General features: G+C 61.5%; 17 protein-coding genes and 1 riboswitch. Of the genes, 5 read left to right on the plus strand and 12 right to left on the minus strand.

All coding sequences use genetic code 11. The features are described 5' to 3' along the window. Window positions 1-365 precede the first annotated feature (365 nt). The 4 genes from L4X63_RS02490 to L4X63_RS02505 all read right to left on the minus strand — a co-directional run bounded on the left by L4X63_RS02490 (window position 366) and on the right by L4X63_RS02505 (window position 4219). Window positions 366-1055: a hypothetical protein gene (locus L4X63_RS02490; protein ID WP_250677004.1), complete on the minus strand. Its 690-nt coding sequence runs from the start codon at window positions 1053-1055 to the stop codon at window positions 366-368. Between the two features lie 272 nt (window positions 1056-1327). Beyond that, window positions 1328-1708 carry a hypothetical protein gene (locus tag L4X63_RS02495; RefSeq protein WP_250677005.1) on the minus strand — a complete coding sequence of 127 codons (381 nt, stop codon included), beginning with the start codon at window positions 1706-1708 and terminating at the stop codon, window positions 1328-1330. 979 nt (window positions 1709-2687) lie between these two features. Beyond that, the gene (locus L4X63_RS02500; RefSeq protein WP_250677006.1) at window positions 2688-3362 is read right to left on the minus strand and encodes a response regulator transcription factor; all 675 of its coding nucleotides are present in this window, start codon (window positions 3360-3362) and stop codon (window positions 2688-2690) included. A 50-nt stretch (window positions 3363-3412) separates the two neighbouring features. After that, on the minus strand, window positions 3413-4219 hold the full coding sequence (locus tag L4X63_RS02505; protein ID WP_250677007.1) for a pyruvate, water dikinase regulatory protein: 807 nt from the start codon (window positions 4217-4219) through the stop codon (window positions 3413-3415). Window positions 4220-4495: 276 nt separating this feature from the next. Here L4X63_RS02505 and prmA point away from each other — a divergent pair, with 276 nt between their 5' ends. After that, window positions 4496-5413: a 50S ribosomal protein L11 methyltransferase gene (gene prmA / locus L4X63_RS02510; protein ID WP_250677008.1), complete on the plus strand. Its 918-nt coding sequence runs from the start codon at window positions 4496-4498 to the stop codon at window positions 5411-5413. A gap of 1 nt (window position 5414) precedes the next feature. Beyond that, window positions 5415-6158: a 16S rRNA (uracil(1498)-N(3))-methyltransferase gene (locus L4X63_RS02515; RefSeq protein ID WP_250677009.1), complete on the plus strand. Its 744-nt coding sequence runs from the start codon at window positions 5415-5417 to the stop codon at window positions 6156-6158. A 76-nt stretch (window positions 6159-6234) separates the two neighbouring features. Here the strand turns inward: L4X63_RS02515 and L4X63_RS02520 are convergent, their stop codons facing one another. The 8 genes from L4X63_RS02520 to L4X63_RS02555 all read right to left on the minus strand — a co-directional run bounded on the left by L4X63_RS02520 (window position 6235) and on the right by L4X63_RS02555 (window position 14782). Next, window positions 6235-6570 (minus strand): hypothetical protein, encoded by a 336-nt coding sequence (locus tag L4X63_RS02520; RefSeq protein ID WP_250677010.1) that lies wholly within the window; start codon window positions 6568-6570, stop codon window positions 6235-6237. A 317-nt stretch (window positions 6571-6887) separates the two neighbouring features. Next, window positions 6888-8000: a ribonuclease D gene (locus L4X63_RS02525; protein WP_250677873.1), complete on the minus strand. Its 1113-nt coding sequence runs from the start codon at window positions 7998-8000 to the stop codon at window positions 6888-6890. Between the two features lie 181 nt (window positions 8001-8181). After that, on the minus strand, window positions 8182-9231 hold the full coding sequence (gene hisC / locus L4X63_RS02530; protein WP_250677011.1) for a histidinol-phosphate transaminase: 1050 nt from the start codon (window positions 9229-9231) through the stop codon (window positions 8182-8184). A 235-nt stretch (window positions 9232-9466) separates the two neighbouring features. Further along, on the minus strand, window positions 9467-10531 hold the full coding sequence (gene mqnC, locus L4X63_RS02535) for a cyclic dehypoxanthinyl futalosine synthase (protein WP_250677012.1): 1065 nt from the start codon (window positions 10529-10531) through the stop codon (window positions 9467-9469). 142 nt (window positions 10532-10673) lie between these two features. Further along, window positions 10674-11750, minus strand: a complete 1077-nt coding sequence (gene mqnE / locus L4X63_RS02540) for an aminofutalosine synthase MqnE (RefSeq protein ID WP_250677013.1) — start codon at window positions 11748-11750, stop codon at window positions 10674-10676. 167 nt (window positions 11751-11917) lie between these two features. Further along, entirely contained in the window at window positions 11918-12529 is a 612-nt protein-coding gene (locus L4X63_RS02545; protein ID WP_250677014.1) for a UbiX family flavin prenyltransferase, read from the minus strand. Next, complete coding sequence (locus L4X63_RS02550; protein WP_250677015.1) at window positions 12526-13395, minus strand: 4-hydroxybenzoate octaprenyltransferase; 870 nt, start codon at window positions 13393-13395, stop codon at window positions 12526-12528. Before L4X63_RS02550 ends, L4X63_RS02545 begins: the two co-directional genes overlap by 4 nt. 46 nt (window positions 13396-13441) lie before the next feature. After that, a complete protein-coding gene (locus tag L4X63_RS02555; RefSeq protein ID WP_250677016.1) occupies window positions 13442-14782 on the minus strand; it encodes a UbiD family decarboxylase in 1341 nt (446 codons plus the stop codon). A gap of 311 nt (window positions 14783-15093) precedes the next feature. On the opposite strand from L4X63_RS02555, the gene L4X63_RS02560 reads away from it, so the two are divergent. The 3 genes from L4X63_RS02560 to L4X63_RS02570 all read left to right on the plus strand — a co-directional run bounded on the left by L4X63_RS02560 (window position 15094) and on the right by L4X63_RS02570 (window position 18767). Further along, window positions 15094-15930 (plus strand): c-type cytochrome, encoded by an 837-nt coding sequence (locus L4X63_RS02560; RefSeq protein WP_250677017.1) that lies wholly within the window; start codon window positions 15094-15096, stop codon window positions 15928-15930. Between the two features lie 617 nt (window positions 15931-16547). Then, window positions 16548-16625, plus strand: a riboswitch (cyclic di-GMP riboswitch). 142 nt (window positions 16626-16767) lie between these two features. After that, the gene (locus tag L4X63_RS02565) at window positions 16768-18234 is read left to right on the plus strand and encodes a hypothetical protein (protein WP_250677018.1); all 1467 of its coding nucleotides are present in this window, start codon (window positions 16768-16770) and stop codon (window positions 18232-18234) included. Between the two features lie 53 nt (window positions 18235-18287). Further along, a complete protein-coding gene (locus L4X63_RS02570) occupies window positions 18288-18767 on the plus strand; it encodes a hypothetical protein (protein WP_250677019.1) in 480 nt (159 codons plus the stop codon). The last annotated feature ends 90 nt before the right edge of the window (window positions 18768-18857 follow it).

Genomic DNA, 18857 nt, shown 5'->3' on the forward strand with positions numbered 1-18857 from the left:
GTCCACCGGCGAGGGGTGATGATATTTCAGGTAATCCTCTGCGATTCCAGCTGGTTACGCCATTTCTTTCTAGGTTCTAGAAAAAGTGCCTTTTTCCCCCTCAGGTTTGGCAGAAGCCATGGACCGTGCCCAATCGATCGCCGTTCATGGGGTAATGGAGCCGATCGTGTCTAAGTAGAGAACCAGGACCAGCATCGGTATCTTGCTCATTCTGAAGTTCAAAGCCACGCCTGTATCTTTCAAAGTTGCAGCATCGTGCGCTATCGAGTCACAAGCCTAAATACATTAACCAAACAGGCTTATCCAGATCTTTTCCCTGTATTAGATGCGGCCCTTCGTGAGCGCTTTTCGCCCGAGTTGCCGGTTTAGTGTTCGGATCCAGCTTTGGCCAGGGAGCTGACAAGATTTCCGTTGGCTTCTTTGAGTGAAAGATTGGCTTTGGAGTAGCAACTCCACCCATAGGCATCTGCGATGTCAGTCCCTTCTATATGGCCGATTACGTCACCGCTCCAGACGACCGTATTGTCTTTGAGTCTGATCAGCTTTACCTCTTCGAATGCGGTAGTTCCCTCATAGGCATTTTTGTTGGCAACGTTGACAAGGGCACCCAAAAGGCCGAACTGGGAGGCAACGGCTGCAGCCGTGCTCTGCTCCTTTAAGCCGTCGAACTTGGACACGTTCCCGGTCATTAGGTAATCGGCACCGGCCGGCACGGTGTCGACGACCAAGACCTCTTTGAAAAGACCAGATTGCCGGAGGTGAGCGGCCATCATGCTGGAGATTTCTGTGGTGACGCCACTGTCATAGTTGTTGTCACAGTTGTAGAAAAACGCCTTATCATCCTTAGTGATTTGCGCAACAGTCCCTTCGGAGCAGGTGTTTGTCAAAGGCTTTCTGTGGTCCTGGAACGGTCTTACCACCAGAATTGCCTTTTCAAAAGGACTGCCTTGCAAAGCCGTCACGTCGTCAAGCGGGTACTTAATAGTCTGCCGCGGCATACATGCCGCCAGCAACAGTCCGAGAACAGAAGCGAGCACCAAACCATTCCACCGCATAGCATCCTCCATTTAATTGCACGGCCAACTGAGCGTATTTATTTCATCCGGGGCGGCAGCGAACTGATCATTGTGTTGGCCGATGGCGAAAAGGTATCTAGTCTCGGGATATCAAAGCCGCCATCAGGCTCGCACAGAACCTCAAAACAGCAGCGGACAGAAGCCCGACCGGCGAAAGTCAGGTCGTGGCGCGGGTTGGACATCGCTCTATCGATAGTCACATCTGTCTTTATTTTCCCCGTTTCTGTTCTTTGGTTTCCTATATTCCCTGATTATTCTGGCCTTACGAATCCAATTACTTCGGTCTCTGGCGTCTTCAGTATTGCAGAGGGGCCACCTTTCGGATCTCTTGCAATGCTCAGAGGAGCATTATTCTTTATCCCTAAAAGCCCAAGTGCTTGCTGTTTGTCCATAGGTCGAAATTTCAGGATGCCCCCCTCTGAAGTTGTCAGAGTGATCGACTTCACCGGTCCGAGAAATGTTTCGACATTTGTTGCGCAGCAAGGTTTGAACTCTGCTTTCTCATTTCTTATTCTGTTTGCCCCTCGAAGGGCGCGCATGTCAACAGTAGTCCAAACAGCCGCACCAACTGCTACTATTGCCATTGCGAAAAATTTCAATACCGGGTAATCGTCAAGCATGTTGTAGGACATTCGAAGGCTTCCAATTTTATTTGGCTTTTTATTTACAGTCCAACGATTGGGTGACCGGCGGAGCGCTCAAGCTCTCATCAGCATCCATCCACTTATCTACCAAGCCGAGACCGCGTCCACCCTGCTGGTTGAAATTTATCTTTTAAAGTTACAACCTACCAATAACAGGTCCCACCACCTTAGTTTACACTCGAATACACACCCACAATTCTCATCTTCTATCTATGGGTGGACTGGTCCTTTGAGTAACACGTAAACTAGACCTCCTGTCATTGCAGTGGTAAGAATTATGAAACCTACTAACACCGACCAGCAAGTCTTCGGATATTTTGCTCTGATGATTGATGACCCGCTTATTGATATTTCTTTATCCTGCACAGATTCAAGAATTATAAAAAGTAAAGATAGATCTAAGCAAACATACATCAGCTTGCCGCCCGCAGCTTTAGATATGAGACCAAACTTCACCAGTGGGAACAAGGTCAAAACTATCGCGATTATAGGCACCCTTAACTTGTTATATTGCATCAATGCCTGCCTCATTCTTCCAGTCCAACTATGTAATTGATCCCAATTGGGCATACCCCACGACTCGCGCGGTGCGGGAGGGGTAAATCTTTGGCGGGGAGATAAGGTGCTGATTCCCCTCGGTGCCGAGGCTGATAAATGTTCCACTTGGGGGTGATCGGAATTGGGATCATCCCGTGGCCAGCATTCTTGAACCGGGGTTGGAGACGGCTGACCAGAAGGCTCATGAGGGAATGCAATAGCATCCTCAAATTAGGGGGGACTATATAGGATTACCGGAGGCGTTGTCAAAGGGGATGCCTCCGGGATAAAAAAAGCCCCCGGGCCGATTGGGCCGGAGGCTTTTTGAGTGTGATACCGGGTGCTTCTCCCGCCATCCTCACCCCTGCCCTCCCCTTGAAGGGGAGGGAGAGTGGGGTTGAAGGGGGAGGAAGAGAACATACTCTTCCGGTTACTCCTCTTCTTTGAGGATGTAGCCCACGCCGCGGACGGTGTGGATGAGCTTCTTGTCGGCTTCGCGATCGATCTTCTTACGCAGGTAGTTCACGTAGACGTCGATGATGTTGGTGAAGCTGTCGAAGGTGTAATCCCAGACGTGCTCGGCGATCATGGTACGGGTCAGCACCTGGTGCGGGTTGCGCATGAAGTACTCGAGCAGGCCGTACTCCTTGGCGGTGAGATCGATCTCCTTGTCCTTTCTCCAGACCTTGTGGGTAACCGGGTCGAGACGGAGATCGGCGAAACGGATCTCGGCACCGCGGTCGAGCTCGCTCCTTCTCATCAGGGCCCGGACCCTGGCCAAAAGCTCGGCGAAGGCGAACGGCTTGGTGAGGTAGTCGTCGGAGCCGGAGTCCAGACCGGCGACGATGTCTTCGACGGAATCCTTGGCGGTCAGCATCAGGATCGGGGTGACGTTTTTCCTCTCCCTGAGCTCCTTCAGTACGGAGAGACCGTCCTTTTTCGGGAGCATCCAGTCCAGGACGATCAGGTCGAACTGCTTCTCGAGGGCGAGCTTCAGCCCCTCTTCCCCGTCAGCCGCGGTATGGACCTCATACTGCTCCTCTTCAAGACCACGCTTGATGAAGCTCGCTACCTTCTTCTCGTCTTCTACCACCAGGATTCTCATTGTGATTTCCTCTCTCTGTTAATATGTACGCCGTCTAATCGTGCCGTAATTCACCGTAATTCACCGTGAAGCCTGCTGAGGATCTCGGCTGCCGATTCCTCAACGGATTTGTTGGTAACGTCAATTACCAGCCAGGAGGGGTGCGAGCGGTAGAAGCGGCGGCAGTGGGCCAGCTCCTCTTCAACCTGCTCGTAGGCCGCGTAGCTCCCCCGGGGACTCTGCCTCAGGTTCCTGAGCCGCGCGCTCCTGATATCCACCAGCCGCTGGGTCGAGATGATGAGTCCCACCACCCGCCCCGGCTCGACTTTCTCCAGCTCCGGCGGCGGATCGATCCCCGGGACGATGGGGACGTTGGCCACCTTGTACCCCTTGTGGGCCAGGTACATGGAAAGCGGCGTCTTCGACGAGCGGGAAACCCCGACCAGCACGATGTCCGCCTTGTGCAGGTTGCGCGGCTCCTGGCCGTCGTCCTGCTTGACCGTGAAATCCACCGCCTCCATGCGGCGGTAGTAGTCTGAGTTCATCTCGTACTGCAGGCCGGGAAGCTTCTGAGGACGCATCTTCAGGAAGTCGGCCAGCTTGAAGAGCAGCGGGGTGATGAGGTCCACCGCCTCGATCTGCCGGGCCTCCGCCTGGTCCTTGACGAACTGGGCCAGCTCGGAGTTGACCAGGGTGTAGAAGACGATCCCCGGCTCGGCGCTTACCTCGTCCAGGGCGCGGAGGATGTCCTCATCGTTCCGGATCTGCCCCACCTTGTGCAGGCGGACGTCCACGTCCTTGAACTGGGTCAGGGCCGCGCGGGCCACCCTTTCAACTGTTTCACCGGTGGCGTCCGAGAGGAGGTAAACATGTCTCATTGGTAATTTGTCCCAAAAAACCTAACAATTCCGGGCGATTCAGACGTTAATCCTAGTCACTCATTAGATATATACCATGTTTTTAACAATACTGCAAAACTAAAATTTAATTGGAAAAAGTTCTGCAGTAAAAACAAAGTTTGATTTTACCTTTCCCCGCCCTTTCCTGCTCCCCGGCGCACCGCCCGCCCGCCGTTTTCATTGGCGCTCGCCTCGATTTTCTGCTACTTTGATCCGCTGCAAAACCTTATCAACCTTTAGGAGCAACGAGCACTTATGCAAACCGATTGGGCGGAAATCGTCTGCGAGGTCCCGGCCGAGATGGTCGATTCCCTGGCGGACTTCCTGGTGGAACTGACCGGCAACGGCGTCGGGATCGATAACCTTCATCTGGACACCTTTTCCCTCGACAGCGTCGAGGATACTCCCATTAAGAGCGTCAAGGGGTACGTCCCCGCGGACGCCGGCCTCGAAGAGGTCCGCATCCGGGTCGAGGAGTACCTGAGAACCAGCGGTCCCTCCTTCGCCGGCTTCGTCTACCGTCAACCGGTGGTCAACGTGGTCCGCAACGAGGACTGGGCCAACAACTGGAAAGAGCACTTCAAGCCGGTCAGAATCGGGCAGCGGATGGTGATCAAGCCGACCTGGGAGGAGTACCAGGAGCAACCGGGCGACCTGGTGATCAAGATCGATCCCGGCATGGCGTTCGGCACCGGCGCTCACCCGACCACCCGGATGTGCCTCGAGTCCATGGAACGGATCTGCTTCGACCACCTGGGCGGCAAACTTCCGCCGCACCTTCTGGACGTCGGAACCGGCTCGGGGGTCCTCTCCATCGCCGGTGCCCTCATGGGAGCCACCGGGATCGTCGCGGTCGACATCGACCCGGATGCCGTGCGGGTGACCGAGGAAAACCTGGAGCTCAACGAGGTAACCGTGGTGGAAGCCTCGACCACCCCGCTTGACCGCATCCCCGGCGACTTCGGCGTCGTGGTGGCCAACATCCTCGCCGAAGAGCTGGTACGGCTCTCCGCGCAACTGATCGACCGGGTCGCTCCCGGCGGCTGGCTGATCCTCTCCGGCATCCTGACCGAAAAGGAGCAGCTGGTCGTCGACGGCTTCCCCGGTCTCGCCCTCATCGAAATCACTCATGATGCCGAATGGAGCTGCATCACCATGAGGAAGGCGGCCTGACGTGCGGACCTTCTTCCTGGGAGACAACGCGGTAAACGGCGACCTGGTCACCGTCACCGGGGAGCTCTACCGGCACATGGCCCGCGTGCTGCGGCTCAAGGCCGGCGACGAGGTCGCTCTCACCGCCCAGGACGGCTCCCGGCTCTTCGGAGCCATCGAAGAGGTCGCCGCCAAGGAGCTGATAATACGTATCGGCACACGGGAGCATTTTCATGAGGGAGATAATGCAATAAAAGTTGTTCTCTACCAGGGGCTTCCCAAGGGGGACAAGTTCGAGCTCATCGTGCAGAAGTGTACCGAGCTCGGCGTGGCCGAGGTGGTGGCCTTCGAAGGGGAGCGGTCGGTGGTGAAGCTCACCAGGGAGCGGGGCGCCTCGAAACAGGAGCGATTCCAGAAGATTGCCCAGGAAGCGGCCCGCCAGTCGGGGCGGACCTCGGTGCCGGCGGTACGGATCGAGGGGAAACTCGGCGAGGTGCTGCGGGGGGCGGACCAGGCGGTGAAACTGATTCTCTGGGAGGAGGAACAGGGAAACCGGCTGAAGGAGGCCTTCGAAGCCGTTCATGAAATTCCCGGCAGCGTGGCGGTGGTGGTTGGCCCGGAGGGGGGATTGAGTCTCGAGGAGGTGGAGGCCGCCAAGGCGTGCGGATTCATCCCGGTCTCGCTCGGCAAGCGGATCCTCCGCACCGAGACCGCCGGGCTCGCCATGCTGGCCATTCTGCAGTACCAGTGGGGGGATATGGGATAAGGAGGGGCAGGAGGTTTCCCTCCGGCTTCCCCCACCCCCTCGCCCCCTCCCTCAAGAGGGGGAACAGAAATGAAAGTCAGCGGGAGAGGACGATGATCAGCGAGGTACCGGCGGCGATCAGCGCGAGGACGCCCACGGCGATCATCAGCTTGAGCCGCGCGGAGAGTACCTCCAGGGCCTTTTCCAGTGCGGCCACCCGCGCCGAGCTCTCCAGTAGCGCGTCAGCCAGCTTCAGCTGCTCTTCCCGCATCGCCTCCAGCTCGTCGGCGAGCTCGTGGGAATGCCCCGCCCCCAGCCGCTCCCGCACCCTTTCCACCAGATCCACCACCACCGGCGCGTTCTGAACCAGAGCCCTCCACGGGATGTTGGTGGCCGCCGTCTTCAGCAGTTTCAGTATGACTCCGCTCGGCATAGTTCCCTCCCAGGAAAATGGAATAGATGGCAGCCTACCATCCGGTGGTGTCCGCGCCGGCACGCGGGTGGTTCGGCACGAGCTCTTGGGGTATTGCAACCGGGGCTAAAATCCCCCCTGTCCCCCCTTCGTAAAGGGGGGGAAGGGAAAGTTTTGGCGGTATCCGCGTTGATCCGCTCAATCCGCGTCATCCGCGTTCCAATGTTTTCCCGGTTGGTTAAAAAGAAAAGGCGGCAACCAGCTTACACGGGTTCCGCCTTTTGTTTTTGCTGCTGCCGCAACTGGCAGTGCTTTCCGCTCGGGCCCGAGGGCCCGCCCTAGATCAGGGTGGCAAGCTCGTCGCCGAAGGCCTCTTTCTGCCAGCGCTTCAGGAGGGTGAGCTGCGGCGAGGAGGGATCTGCCAGGGCCTCCAGCAGCGCATTGTTGGCCACCAGCCCCACGCCGAGGCCAAGCTGGGCCGACTTCGCTTCCCGCCAGACCTTGAGCTTCTTGACCCGCTCGTCCTGCAGCTTGTCGAGCATCGGCCGCCGTCCCCCCTGGACCTGGGGAAGCTTGTCCTGCGGGACCGCGAGCCCGGTGGCAACCGCCTGCAAAAGGCCGCGCCCCAGCCGCTCGATCAGTTTCGACGACAGCGCGGGGATCCCCACCAGCTCGAAGTTGTTGCGAGGCTGCTTCTCGGACAGCTCGCGCAAAAGATCGTTGCTGAGGATCCGGAAGGGGGGGAGATCCGCCAGCCGGGCCTTCTCGTCCCGGAACTTCAAAAGCTCCTCCAGGACCGCCAGCTCGCGCGGCTTCATCTTGTTGGCCCCCTTGAAGCGCAGGCACATGAATTCGCCGTCGCGGGAGGAGTAACGGACCCCGGCCACCAGTTCGGACTCCTCTTCGACCCAGGCGAGCCTCCCCTTGGCGACCAGCTCCGCCTCGAGCTGGCGGTAGAGGTCGATCAGGAGCGAGGTGTCCTTCATGGCGTACTCCATCATCTCCGGGGAGAGGGGACGCCGGCTCCAGTCGGCCTTCTGGTACCGCTTGTCGAGCTCGACGCCGAACCGCTTCTTCAGGAGCGCGGCCAGGCCGAACTCGCTCTCTCCGAGGAACTGGCTGGCGATCATGGTGTCGAACAGGTTCACCACCTCGATCTCGAAGTCCCGGTAGAGGGAGCGCATGTCGTAGTCGGCGCCGTGGAAGACCTTCTTGATGGCGGGGTTGGAGAAGATGGGGGCCAGCGCCCTGATGTCCAGCTGAGCGAGGGGGTCGATCAGCTTGGTCTCGGATTGTGAGGAGACCTGGATCAGGCAGACCTTCTCGGTGTAGTGATGAAGGGAGTCGGCCTCCAGGTCGAAGGCAAGTACCGTCTCCCGCGAAAGCCGCTCCACCAGTTGGTCCAGGGTCGTTTGATCGGTGACCAGGCTGGCCGCCGAGGGGGTGTTCATTCCCTTGTTATTCGTCTGCAAAAGTTGCCATCCGTTTCCGCACTTGCATGCTGGGCTGAGGTTTCCGGGGCTACCCGGTGAACGCCACCGTTTCGGGGCGAGCCAAAGAACGTTACAGTATTTTCATAATCATCGCAAGGGGCGGCCGCTCATTTATTCGGCCGCCCCCTGCTGCTTTTTTTCAGGGTGCCGCCAGCTCGGTCATCGCCCGGACCGTCCGCTCCATCTCCTCGCGGGTCCCGATAGTGATGCGCATCCCGTGCTTCAGGACCGGGTCGGAGAAGTGGCGCACCAGGATCTTACGGTCGTAGAGCCCCTGGTAGAGCCTCGCGCCGTCGCCGTCGGGAGGGGAGGCGAAGACGAAGTTGCCGCTGGAGGGGATGACGTGGTAGCCGGCCTTCACCAGCTCTTCCGTGAACCAGGCGCGGGTTTCCTTGATCTTGGCGACGCATCCCTTGAGGTACTCCTGATCGGAAAGTGCTGCGGTGGCGGCCACGTGGGCCAGCCGGTCGACGTTGTAGTGGTCGCGGATCTTGTTGAGGGCGGCGATCACTTCCGGCCGGGCGATGGCGAGACCGAGCCGCATCCCGGCGAGCGAGTAGCTTTTCGAGAAGGTGCGGGTCACCACTACGTTGTCGAGGGTACGCACCAGGTCGAGGGAGTTCTCTTCGGCAAAGTCGACGTACGCCTCGTCTACCACCAGGACGCCGGTGATCCGCCCCGCGAGCTCCTCGATGAAGCTCCGCGAGTAAGTGAAGCCCAAGGGGGCGTTGGGGTTGGTGAGGAAGAAGAGACGGCAGTCGTACTTCTCCGGCAGCCCCACGATCTCGAACTCGGGCGACAGCCCGAAGTAGCGCATCCTCGCCCCCTGGATCTCGGCCAGGGTCCCGTAGTAGGAGTAGGAAGGATGTACGCAGGCGATCTCCTCCCCCTCGTTGGCGAAGGCACGGATCAGGTTGTTCAGCACCTCGTCGGATCCGTTGGCCAGGACGATCCAGGAGGGATCGAAACCGTAGACCCTTCCCGCTTCCTCCCGGGCCAGCCGGCTCGCGGCATCGGGATAGCGGCGAAGCCCCTCCCCTACCTCTTTGGCGATCGCCTCCAGCACACGGGGAGACGGGGGATACGGGTTCTCGTTGGTGTTCAGCTTGATATAGGTTTCTGCGTCGGGGGGCTGGAAACCGGGAACGTACCCGGCCATCTCCTCGATGTTCTTACGCAGCTTGATCATGGACTACTCCTTTGGTTGGCGGAAACGGTGGAGCCGTTCCGGCCGGTTGCACCAAAACTTGACGACTATACCGAAAGAGGGCCGACAAAGTAAAGAGGCCAAAAGACAATTCGCCCAATTGCGTAGGTCGCGTTGAACAGATTTATCCTGAAACGCGACGATTGCCATGTCCGCCGGGGGTCGCGTTTCGTTCCTCAACGCGACTTACGAGACGGAAGCTCCAGGCAAGGAAGGGCTAGTAGCGCTCCAGCTCCTTGTAGAGGGTGGTCCTCCGGACCGGGGTGAAACCGGCCCCCCTGATGAGGGAGATCATCTCGTCGCGGGACATCCGGAAGCAACAACCGGCCGCGGCCACCACGTTCTCCTCGAGCATGGTCCCGCCCAGGTCGTTGGCGCCGAAGAAGAGCGCCACCTGGGCCATCTTGGCCCCCTGGGTGACCCAGCTCGCCTGGATGTTCTGGACGTTGTCGAGCACGATCCGGGAGAGGGCCAGCACCTTGAGGTACTCCACCCCCGAGGCGGTCCCCCCTCCGAGCTCGGTGTTGCCGGGCTGGTAGGTCCAGGGGATGAAGGCGGTGAAGCTCCCCCCCGCGGCCTGCAGCTCGCGCACCCTGAAGAGGTGCTCGACGATGTCCTCCGGCTTCTCTTTGGAGCCGAACATCATGGTGGCGGTGGTGGAGAGCCCCTGGCGGGCAGCCTCGGACATCACCGCCGCCCACCCCTTCCAGCCGATCTTCTTGGGAGAGATCTCCGCACGCACGCTGTCCACCAGGATCTCGGCGCCTCCGCCGGGGATCGAATCGAGCCCCGCCTCCTTGAGCCGGGAGATGGCCTGGGGGATGGTGAGCCCCGACAGTCCGGCGACGTGGGTGATCTCGGCGGGGGAGAGCGAATGATTCTGCAGGTTCGGGAAGCGGCTCTTGATTTCGCGGAAGAGCCGTTCGAAGTAGCCGATATCCAAGCCGGGATGAAGCCCCCCCTGCATGAGGAGCTGGGTCCCCCCCTGCTCGACCAGCTCCTCGATCTTCTTGATGATCGCGGAGTTGGGGAGGAGGTAGGCGTCGTCGTCGGTCAGGTTGCGGTAGAACGCGCAGAACTTGCACTTGGACTCGCAGACGTTCGTGTAGTTGACGTTGCGGTCGACGACGAAGGAGACCAGGCGCTCCGGGTGCTTGCGGCGGCGGATGGAGTCGGCGAGTTTGCCGGCCGCCAGCAGATCGCCTTCGGTCAGGCACCAGAGGGCCTCTTCGCGGGTAAGCCCTTCTCCCGCAGTGACTTTTCGCTTAATGGTATCGATCATGGGATAAAACCCTTTCTCTCGTAATCCTCCCCCCTCCCCTTGAGGGAGGGGGCCGGGGGGTGGGGGAAGTCTCCACGGAGTACCGAAGCCGGCCTCCCCCCCACCCTCGCCCTCCCCCTCCAGGGGGGAGGGGATTAACTGGCTAGTAGCTCCGGATCTCGCGGTACAGCGTGTCGCGTTCCACCGGGATGCGGCCGGCCTTCTTGATCATGGTGACGATGGCATCGCGGCTCATCGCCTGCGGCGAGTCCGCCCCCGCTTCGTGGCCGATCCGCTCTTCCACCACGGTGCCGTCCAGGTCGTTGACCCCGAAGGAGAGGGAAACCTGGGCGATCTTTTCGCCGAGCATCACCCAGTACGCCTTGACGTTGGCGAAGTTGTCGAGATAGATCCTGCCGACCGCCAGGGTCCTCAGGTCGTCCACCCCCATGGTGCCGGAGCCGGAGAGCTTCAACTGGCTGTGCTCGGGCTGGAAGGCGAGCGGGATGAAGACCTGGAAGCCGCCGGTCCGGTCCTGCAGCTCGCGCAGCTGCCGCATATGGTCGACCCGGTCCTCAAGGCTCTCGAGATGGCCATAGAGCATGGTGGCGTTGGATTTCAGCCCCGCCTGATGCACCTTTTCCATGATGGAGAGCCATTCGGCGCCGGAGATCTTTTCCGGGCAGAGCTGGTTTCTCACCTCGGGGGCGAAGATCTCCGCTCCCCCGCCGGGAAGCGATCCCAGCCCCGCCTCCTTCAGCTTCTCCAGGGTCTCCGGAATCGGAAGGCCGGCCAGCTTGGCTAAGTAGGCGATCTCCACCGCGGTGAATGCCTTCACGTGGAGATCCGGCGAGACGCCCTTGATGGTGGCGATCATCTCCAGGTAGAAGGAGAACGGGAGATCGGGATGGAGTCCGCCGACCACGTGGATCTCGGTCGCCCCCTGGGCGAGCGCCTCTTCGGCCCGGCTGCGGATCTCGTCGAGGGTCATCAGATAGGCACCCGGCTGATCGGCGCTCCGGAAGAAGGCGCAGAACCGGCAGCGGTTCACGCAGATGTTGGTGTGGTTGATGTGGCGGTTGACGTTGAAGAAGACCCGCCGGCCGTTACGCCGCTCGTTGACCGCCTGGGCGAGCTCTCCCAGGGCCAGGAGATCTTCGTGCTGAAAGAGGCAGAGTGCCTCGGCCTCGTCGATCCGGCCGCCGGCCAGGACCTTTTCCGCTATGGTTTGAAAGTTCATCTTGTTCCAATCTTCATCGTTTAGTTTCGCAAAGGTTCATCCGGGAATCCTGGATGGTTGCCGAAGCGAGGTCCCCCCCCTTTGCAAAAGGGGGGGTTAGGGGGGATTTCGGTGGTGGCAGCAGGGAAAATCCCCCTAAGTCCCCCTTTTTCAAAGGGGGACTTGAACTACTCGCTCCCCCACCTCTTGAAGAGCCGATGTTCGACCCCGATGGCGTCCAGCACCTTGCCGACCACGAAGTCGACCATCTCCTCCACGGTGGTGGGATGATGGTAGAAGCCGGGCATGGCCGGGATCATCCGCACCCCCAGCCGGGAAAGCTTCAGCATGTTCTCCAGGTGGATGGCGTTCAAGGGGGTCTCCCGTGGCACCAGCACCAGCGGGCGCCCCTCCTTGAGCATGACGTCCGCCGCCCGTTCCAGCAGGTTGCCCGAGTTCCCGCAGGCGATCCGGGAAAGGGTTCCCATCGAACAGGGGGCGACGATCATGGCGTCGGGGGCTGCCGAGCCGGAGGCGATGGGGGAGAAGAGGTCATCCACCGGGTGATAGGCGATCCGGCCGGGGAGCCCCTCGAAATAGGCGTCCAGGGCGGCCCGAACCCGCTCCGGCTCTCCTTCCCACCTAAGCCCGCACTCCTCGCCGAGCACCGCGAAACCGGCGGCGCTTACCGTGAGGCTCACCCGGTGGCCGCCCCGCAAAAGTTCCTCGGCAAGCCTCACCCCGTACACCGCACCGGAGGCGCCGGTTATGGCCAGGGCGAAGTGACGTGACGGGATCATGCGGCGCCCCGGGTCAGGGTGTCGAGCAGGGTGGCGGCCAGGATGGTGACGGAGATGTAGCCGTTCATGTTGAAGAAAGCGGCGTCCAGCTTCTCGAGGTTCCCTCCCCTGAGGAGCCAGTGCTCGTACGAAAGCATCGCGCAGGTGGCGACGCATCCCAGGAGGAAGAAGGGCCCGAGCTGCAGGGTAAAGTAGAGGGCCAATAGCAGCACGCAGGAGATGAAGTGGAAGATGCGGGCGGTCCAAAGCGAGCCGTTCACCCCGAGCCGGACCGGGATGGAGTGCAGGCCGCGACTGCGGTCGAACTCGAGGTCCTGCAGAGCGTAACAGATGTCGAAGCCGGCCACCCAGAAGAGGACCGCGAAGGCCAGCAGGAAAGCCGGGACCGGCGCCTCGCCGCTGATGGCGATCCAGGCGCCCAGGGGAGCACCGGCGAGGCAGATGCCGAGCACCACATGGGCGAGCGAGGTGAAGCGCTTGCAGTAGGAGTAGAGAAAGAGAAAGCCCAAGGCCACCGGTGAGAGGTAGAGGCAGAGCGGGTTCAGCATGCGGGCGGCGAAGAGCATGAGCATGATGGAGAGGGCGATGAAGACCATCACCGGCCCCTTCCCGAGGAGCCCCGCCGGAATGGCGCGGGTGGCGGTGCGGGGATTCTTCGCGTCGATCTCGGCGTCGATCACCCGGTTGAGCCCCATGGCGGCGGTGCGCGCACCCACCATGGCCAAGACGATCCATCCCGCCTGGGAGAGGGCCGGCAGCCCGCGGGCGGCCAACAGCGCGCCGGTGAAGGCGAAGGGAAGCGCAAAAATGGTGTGGGCGAACTTGATCATCTCAAGGAAGACCCGCACCCGGTCGAACATGGTCATCTCTACTCCTGCCTTGCCGTACATCCCGGCATCTACCTCCGTTTTGCTAGAAACCGTACTCGCGCCAGCGGCGCTCCACCAAGCGGGCGACCGCGGGATCGGCAACGAGCCCGGGCGCCCCGTCGCCACCTTCGGCGGGGAGCTTGCGGGTGGCATCCACCCCTAAAACTCCCTCCCCGGCGACGAGATCGTCCGGGAAGCGGACCCCGTTCAAGGCCCGCCAGAAGAGCTCGGCCCAGGTGGCCTCCCGCTCGCCGGCGTCGACCACCACGAGGAGTTTGCCGCGCCTAAGCCAGCTCCCCTCCCGTAGCGATTCCAGCACCTTGCGCCCCTGCCCGGGGAAGGTCTTCCGGATGGAGACCACCGCGCAGCCGTGGAAGATCCCCTCCATCGGCATCAGTATGTCAACCACCTCGGGACAGAGCCGGGTAACCAGGGGAAGGAGGATCCGTTCCGCGGCCCGGGCCATCCAGCAGTCCTCCATGGGAGGGGCTCCCACCACGGTCGCCTGCAGGATCGGGTCCTTCCGATGGGTGATCCTCTCCACCCGCAACATCGGGACCTGTTCACCCGGATGATAGCTCCCGGTGTGGTTCCCGAAAGGTCCTTCGGCGGCGAACGCCCCCGGCTCCAGGTATCCCTCGATGACCAGCTCCGCCCGGGCCGGAACGCTCAGTCCCGGGAAAAGGGAGGGGGTAATCTCGACCGGCTCGCCCCGCAGGTAACCGGCGAAGGAAAGCTCGTCGAAGGAATCCGGCAGGGGGAGCGAGGCAGCCAGGGTCAAGACCGGGTCGGCACCGAGCGCGATGGCCACCGGCATGGGGACCCCGGCCTCGGCATAGCCGCGGTAATGGGCAAAGCCGCCGGAGCCCGGTTTCCAGCGCAGACCGGCGGTGGCATCGTCGAAGATCCTCACCCGGTACATGCCGCAGTTCACCTCTCCGGTGGCGAGGTCCCTGGTGAAGACCAGCGGCAGGGTGATGAAGCGGCCCTCTTCGCCGGGCCAGCTCTTTAAAAAGGGGAAGCGGCCGAGCCCTCCCCGCTCGATCGTTACCTCGCGGCAGGGAGCGGCCGGGACGGACACCGGGGGGACAGCCAGGGCGGGGGAGGCAAAAAGGGGTGCCGACCGGCCGGTCAGTTCGCCGAGACCGGCGACTCCCAGGGCCAGGGCCATCCGGGCGGCGGAGCCGAAGAGGTTGGTGGCCACCGGGACCGCGCTGCCCCGGACCCGCTCGAAGAGGAGGGCACGCCCGCCGCCGGGCGCCTTGCAGTGGCGGCCGGTGACCGCGGCGATCTCCAGCTCGGGATCCACCTCGGCCGCGACCCGGTGCAGTTCACCGGCGGCGTCGAGTGCGGCGAGAAAGCCGCGTAAGTCCCTGAAGGCCATAGCTACCCCGGAAAATTTCTAAGCGTCAACTCTTACCACCTTCCACCCTGCACTGACAACGTTTTTCTTCCCCACCGGCGCCGGCCGGCCCCCGCGCCGTTCGACTCGCGCAGAGCTTCCTGAACATACCCCCCCTGCCCCAAGTTCAAACTTTGCACACGCCCTTTTTGAACAGGACTTTCAAAACCGCCGCTTTGCACGCCGATTTATCGCGCATATTCGGCCACTTTCAAGTTTTATACGGAACCGGGGAGTTCTGGCACTTCATGTGTAACAGCAAGGGCAACAAGGAAGCAAAAGGAGGCGAGGCCATGAAAACGCCGGCAGCCAATTCGATCGATACATGGGGAAGACGGGGTTTGAAAGGGGCGATGGTCGCCCTGGCACTGACGCTGGCCGCCTGCGGCGGCGGAGGCGGTGGCGGGAACTCTCCGGCGGCCGTCAACAACGCGAGCAGCCAGCCGGTGCAGAGCGCCGCGGCAGCCAACGGCTCCTTCCTCTTCACCACCGATAACTACGGGATGGAAAACGCCAACTTCGTCTGCGCCACCAGCTCCAACCTCGGCCTCGTGCTGAGAGCGGCGGTGGCCACCGGGGTCACCGATCCCAACTTCCGGACCGTGGCCCGCATCGACGTGGCCACCCCCGGCCAGCTCGCCACCGGCACCTCCTACTCGCTCGATCCCGCGGCCTCCTCCTACCAGTTCCCGGGCGCGGTCTACTTCTTCAACGGCCACCAGTCGACCCTTTTGAAGACGGTGGGGGGAACCATCTCCTTCACCTCGCTCGGGACCGCCTCCGGCCAGGCCATCTCCGGCACCTTCGACGCCCAGGTCGAGGACGACAGCGATCCTGCCAAACCGGTCTACCGCGTGGCCGCCAGCTTCAGCTTCGCGAGCGAAGGGGCAGGCGCCATCCTCCCCGCCCCGGCCCCGGTCCCGGCCATCGCCGCCTCGACCTACAACGCCAACTGCGCCGCCTGCCATACGCTCGGGTCGCTCGACTCCACCCAGGGAAGCGGCCCCGACCTCGCCCTCAAGGGGGGCAAGCTCACCCCGCTCTTCCCGGCCAACGCCACCGGTCATAACGGGGTCAACCTCTCCGCCGCCGAAGTCTCCGCCCTCAAAGTCTTCCTCAACGTCAATTGATTCAATCTCTGGGAGATATTTCAGCCCCCCTGTAGTATCTCCCAGGTTAACCCTCCCCGCGCAATCCCCCTTCCGTTTCGCCCGCCTCTTCCCGTCAAAACGCCAACCGCCATTCCCGAAAGGGCCGCCACCCGGCTAGCCGTTACTTTTCAAGCGTTTACACTATTTAGCCCGCCGCACAATCAAGGCAAAAAACTGTCATTGGATCAGGTACGAAAGGTGCACTGACTGAGTTTCGCAGCCTCTCTTCAAAGGGAAATTCCCGAATCACCAATGAGAGCGCTGTGATCTCCTTGTGACAGATACTCCATTTTTTAGTGAGTTAAGCAATGATTTCAGTGCAAATTCCCTTTTTATTTACTGCAAGATTTGCTATTGTGCCACAATTGCTGACCCTACCCTCTGCCGCCAAATGGCCGGATCGGGAAACAGCCAAATGCCGGAAAATGCGTCGAAATGTGACAATCCAGACCGGTGATACAAAAATATCATTAGAAGCTAGTAGAAATCGGCCTCAGACCGTACAGCCGTCCACCAGGAGGAAAACGAGAACCCGCAAGCCGTATCCCGGCCGCTACGGGTGACATAAAACCTTTACAAGTCCACAAGATACCTAACTCCGATAAAGGCAAAGCCGGAGCAATCCGGTGACGCAAAGCCACGGGTCCACGCGAGTGGATAGCCGGGCTACCGAAGAGCATCAGGAGCTAGGCGCCTGGCCATCCGTGAAATGGCCAGGCGGAAACACGCCCGGCTCCTTTGGAAGCCGGGCTTTTTTTGTTTTTGCCACGAGTAATTCGGTTCAGTTAACCGCTCACGTCACAAGGAGGAAGATCAATGAAACTGCAGCAGTCATGGAAGCTCCCGGGTAAGGGATGGGGCGCGGCAATCGCGGCCCTGGTAGTTGGCTCGGCGCTGGCCGCCGGTCAGGCCGAGGCGGCGCTCCCCGGCACCGCCGGCAACGCCATCGTCAGGAACACCATCACCGTCAACTACGCCGACGCCAAGGGCAACGGCCAGCCGACGGTGAGCTCGTCGGTGGACGTCACCGTCAACACGGTGGCCGCCACCCCGACCATCATCTCCCCCATCGCCGGTTCGCCGGGGAGCACCGACGGCACCGGCGCCACCGCCCCGTACACCTTCTCGGTGCGGACCAACTCCAACGGACCGGGAACCGTCGCCCTCTCGGTGGGCGACTGCACCGCCACCGCGAACAACTGCATCGCGCCCTCCAACATGTCGGTTTCGACCACCACGCCGACCGAGCAGTATGCGAGCTTCTACCTGGGGGCCACCACCTTCGACCCCAACGGAAACGGCAGCATCCTCGGGGCCGCCCAGAACATCGCGGCCAACGGGACCATCACCATCGCGGTCCCCGCCGACGGCGGCATCGCCGGGACCAGCGACACCGGCGGGACCCACTCGCTCCCCGACACCACCACCATCAACGGCCTGACCGTCAACGACACCGTCTACATCACCGACGGGACCACCGCCTACGGCCCCTTCATCGTCCAGGCCGTCAGCGACCCGGCCGTACCGGCCACCACCACCAACAACGCCGTGCCGGCCGGCTCCCTCACCCTGAAAAACGCGAGCAGCACCACGGCCATCCCCACCTTCACCCCGCAGGTCGGCTGGCAGATCGTGGAGTCCAAGACCGTCAACGTGACCACCTACCAGGGGATCATCCCGGTGGCCTCGGCCAACGGCACCGGCACCTGGTACACCCAGCTGACCGCCGCCATGGCCGGCGCTACTGCCGCCAACTCCCCCATCGCCCAGGCCACCGCGCACCTCGGCAGGATCTCCATCAGCAAGTACGTCCGTAACGTCACCCACAGCGCCATGACCGGGAGCAACCCCATCGCGGTCACCTTCAACTCCACCTCCAACACCTACTACGGGACCGGCGTGACCGGTAACCCGGGCGACGTGCTGGAGTACCTGGCCGTACTTAGCGACGACGGGACCGGCAACTCGCAGGCGGTCTACGCCACCGACGTGGCCCCGACCTACTCGGCGCTGGTCACCGGGTCGAGCTACGGCACCGGGAGCGGCAACGTCTTCGCGATGGCCAAGATCGGGACCGCCACCACCGGCACCGAGGTATCGCTCTCCACGACCGGCTCCGGGCAGGCCAACATCGCCTACGGCAAGACCACTACCAGCGGCAGCACCACCACCATGTACTACAACTTCGGCACCGGCGCCTCCAACACCTTCCCCACCGGCGGGGGAGGGACCCTGACCCCGGGGCAGACCGGCTACGTCATCTACCAGGTGAAGATCAACTAAGAGAACCCAAGGGAATTTTCCAGCTCAGCTGAACCAGCGAAAAGGAGAGATCAATGTTGAAGCAGGCAAAGATAGTCATACTCGCCATGGCCGTCGTGCTGATGGCAACCGCGGCGTTCGCGGCACCCAAGGTCGAGATCAAGATCAGGGCCGAGAAAGCCAAGATCACCGTCGCCAAGGACGGGACCAAGAGCACCAAGATGGTGCTCGCCAAGAATTTCGCCCCCGGGGAAGTGATCCACTACATCGTGCTCTACCGCAACACCGGCAGCGAGGACGCCACCAACGCGGTGATCAGCGACCCGATCCCGCAGGGAACCGTCTACATCCCGGGGAGCGCCAGCGAGACCGGCGAGGTCAGCTTCTCGATCGACGGCGGGAAGAGCTTCAACCGGCCGGCCCTTTTGACCTACCAGACCAGGGGGGAGAAACGGGTCGCCTCGCCGGAGGAGTACACCAACATCCGCTGGGTGATCAACCGCATCCCCGCCGGGGCCCAGGGGAAAGTCAGCTTCCAGGTGAAAGTCAAGTAACCGTTACCCATAACCTGCATATCCGCTAACCCGAAAAAAGGAGATCGACGTGAACAGGAACCGTGGACGGCCGGCAGCGCATCCAACCAT

The sequence above is a fragment of the Geomonas sp. Red32 genome, from assembly GCF_023652955.1.
Taxonomy (GTDB): Bacteria; Desulfobacterota; Desulfuromonadia; order Geobacterales; family Geobacteraceae; genus Geomonas.

Bases quoted from the DNA above. Each gene is read 5' to 3' on its own strand.
- L4X63_RS02490 (WP_250677004.1), bottom strand. From the start codon at position 1,055: ATGCGGTGGAATGGTTTGGTGCTCGCTTCTGTTCTCGGACTGTTGCTG.
- L4X63_RS02495 (WP_250677005.1), bottom strand. From the start codon at position 1,708: ATGTCCTACAACATGCTTGACGATTACCCGGTATTGAAATTTTTCGCA.
- L4X63_RS02500 (WP_250677006.1), bottom strand. From the start codon at position 3,362: ATGAGAATCCTGGTGGTAGAAGACGAGAAGAAGGTAGCGAGCTTCATC.
- L4X63_RS02505 (WP_250677007.1), bottom strand. From the start codon at position 4,219: ATGAGACATGTTTACCTCCTCTCGGACGCCACCGGTGAAACAGTTGAA.
- prmA (WP_250677008.1), top strand. From the start codon at position 4,496: ATGCAAACCGATTGGGCGGAAATCGTCTGCGAGGTCCCGGCCGAGATG.
- L4X63_RS02520 (WP_250677010.1), bottom strand. From the start codon at position 6,570: ATGCCGAGCGGAGTCATACTGAAACTGCTGAAGACGGCGGCCACCAAC.
- L4X63_RS02525 (WP_250677873.1), bottom strand. From the start codon at position 8,000: ATGAACACCCCCTCGGCGGCCAGCCTGGTCACCGATCAAACGACCCTG.
- hisC (WP_250677011.1), bottom strand. From the start codon at position 9,231: ATGATCAAGCTGCGTAAGAACATCGAGGAGATGGCCGGGTACGTTCCC.
- mqnC (WP_250677012.1), bottom strand. From the start codon at position 10,531: ATGATCGATACCATTAAGCGAAAAGTCACTGCGGGAGAAGGGCTTACC.
- mqnE (WP_250677013.1), bottom strand. From the start codon at position 11,750: ATGAACTTTCAAACCATAGCGGAAAAGGTCCTGGCCGGCGGCCGGATC.
- L4X63_RS02545 (WP_250677014.1), bottom strand. From the start codon at position 12,529: ATGATCCCGTCACGTCACTTCGCCCTGGCCATAACCGGCGCCTCCGGT.
- L4X63_RS02550 (WP_250677015.1), bottom strand. From the start codon at position 13,395: ATGACCATGTTCGACCGGGTGCGGGTCTTCCTTGAGATGATCAAGTTC.
- L4X63_RS02555 (WP_250677016.1), bottom strand. From the start codon at position 14,782: ATGGCCTTCAGGGACTTACGCGGCTTTCTCGCCGCACTCGACGCCGCC.
- L4X63_RS02560 (WP_250677017.1), top strand. From the start codon at position 15,094: ATGAAAACGCCGGCAGCCAATTCGATCGATACATGGGGAAGACGGGGT.
- L4X63_RS02565 (WP_250677018.1), top strand. From the start codon at position 16,768: ATGAAACTGCAGCAGTCATGGAAGCTCCCGGGTAAGGGATGGGGCGCG.
- L4X63_RS02570 (WP_250677019.1), top strand. From the start codon at position 18,288: ATGTTGAAGCAGGCAAAGATAGTCATACTCGCCATGGCCGTCGTGCTG.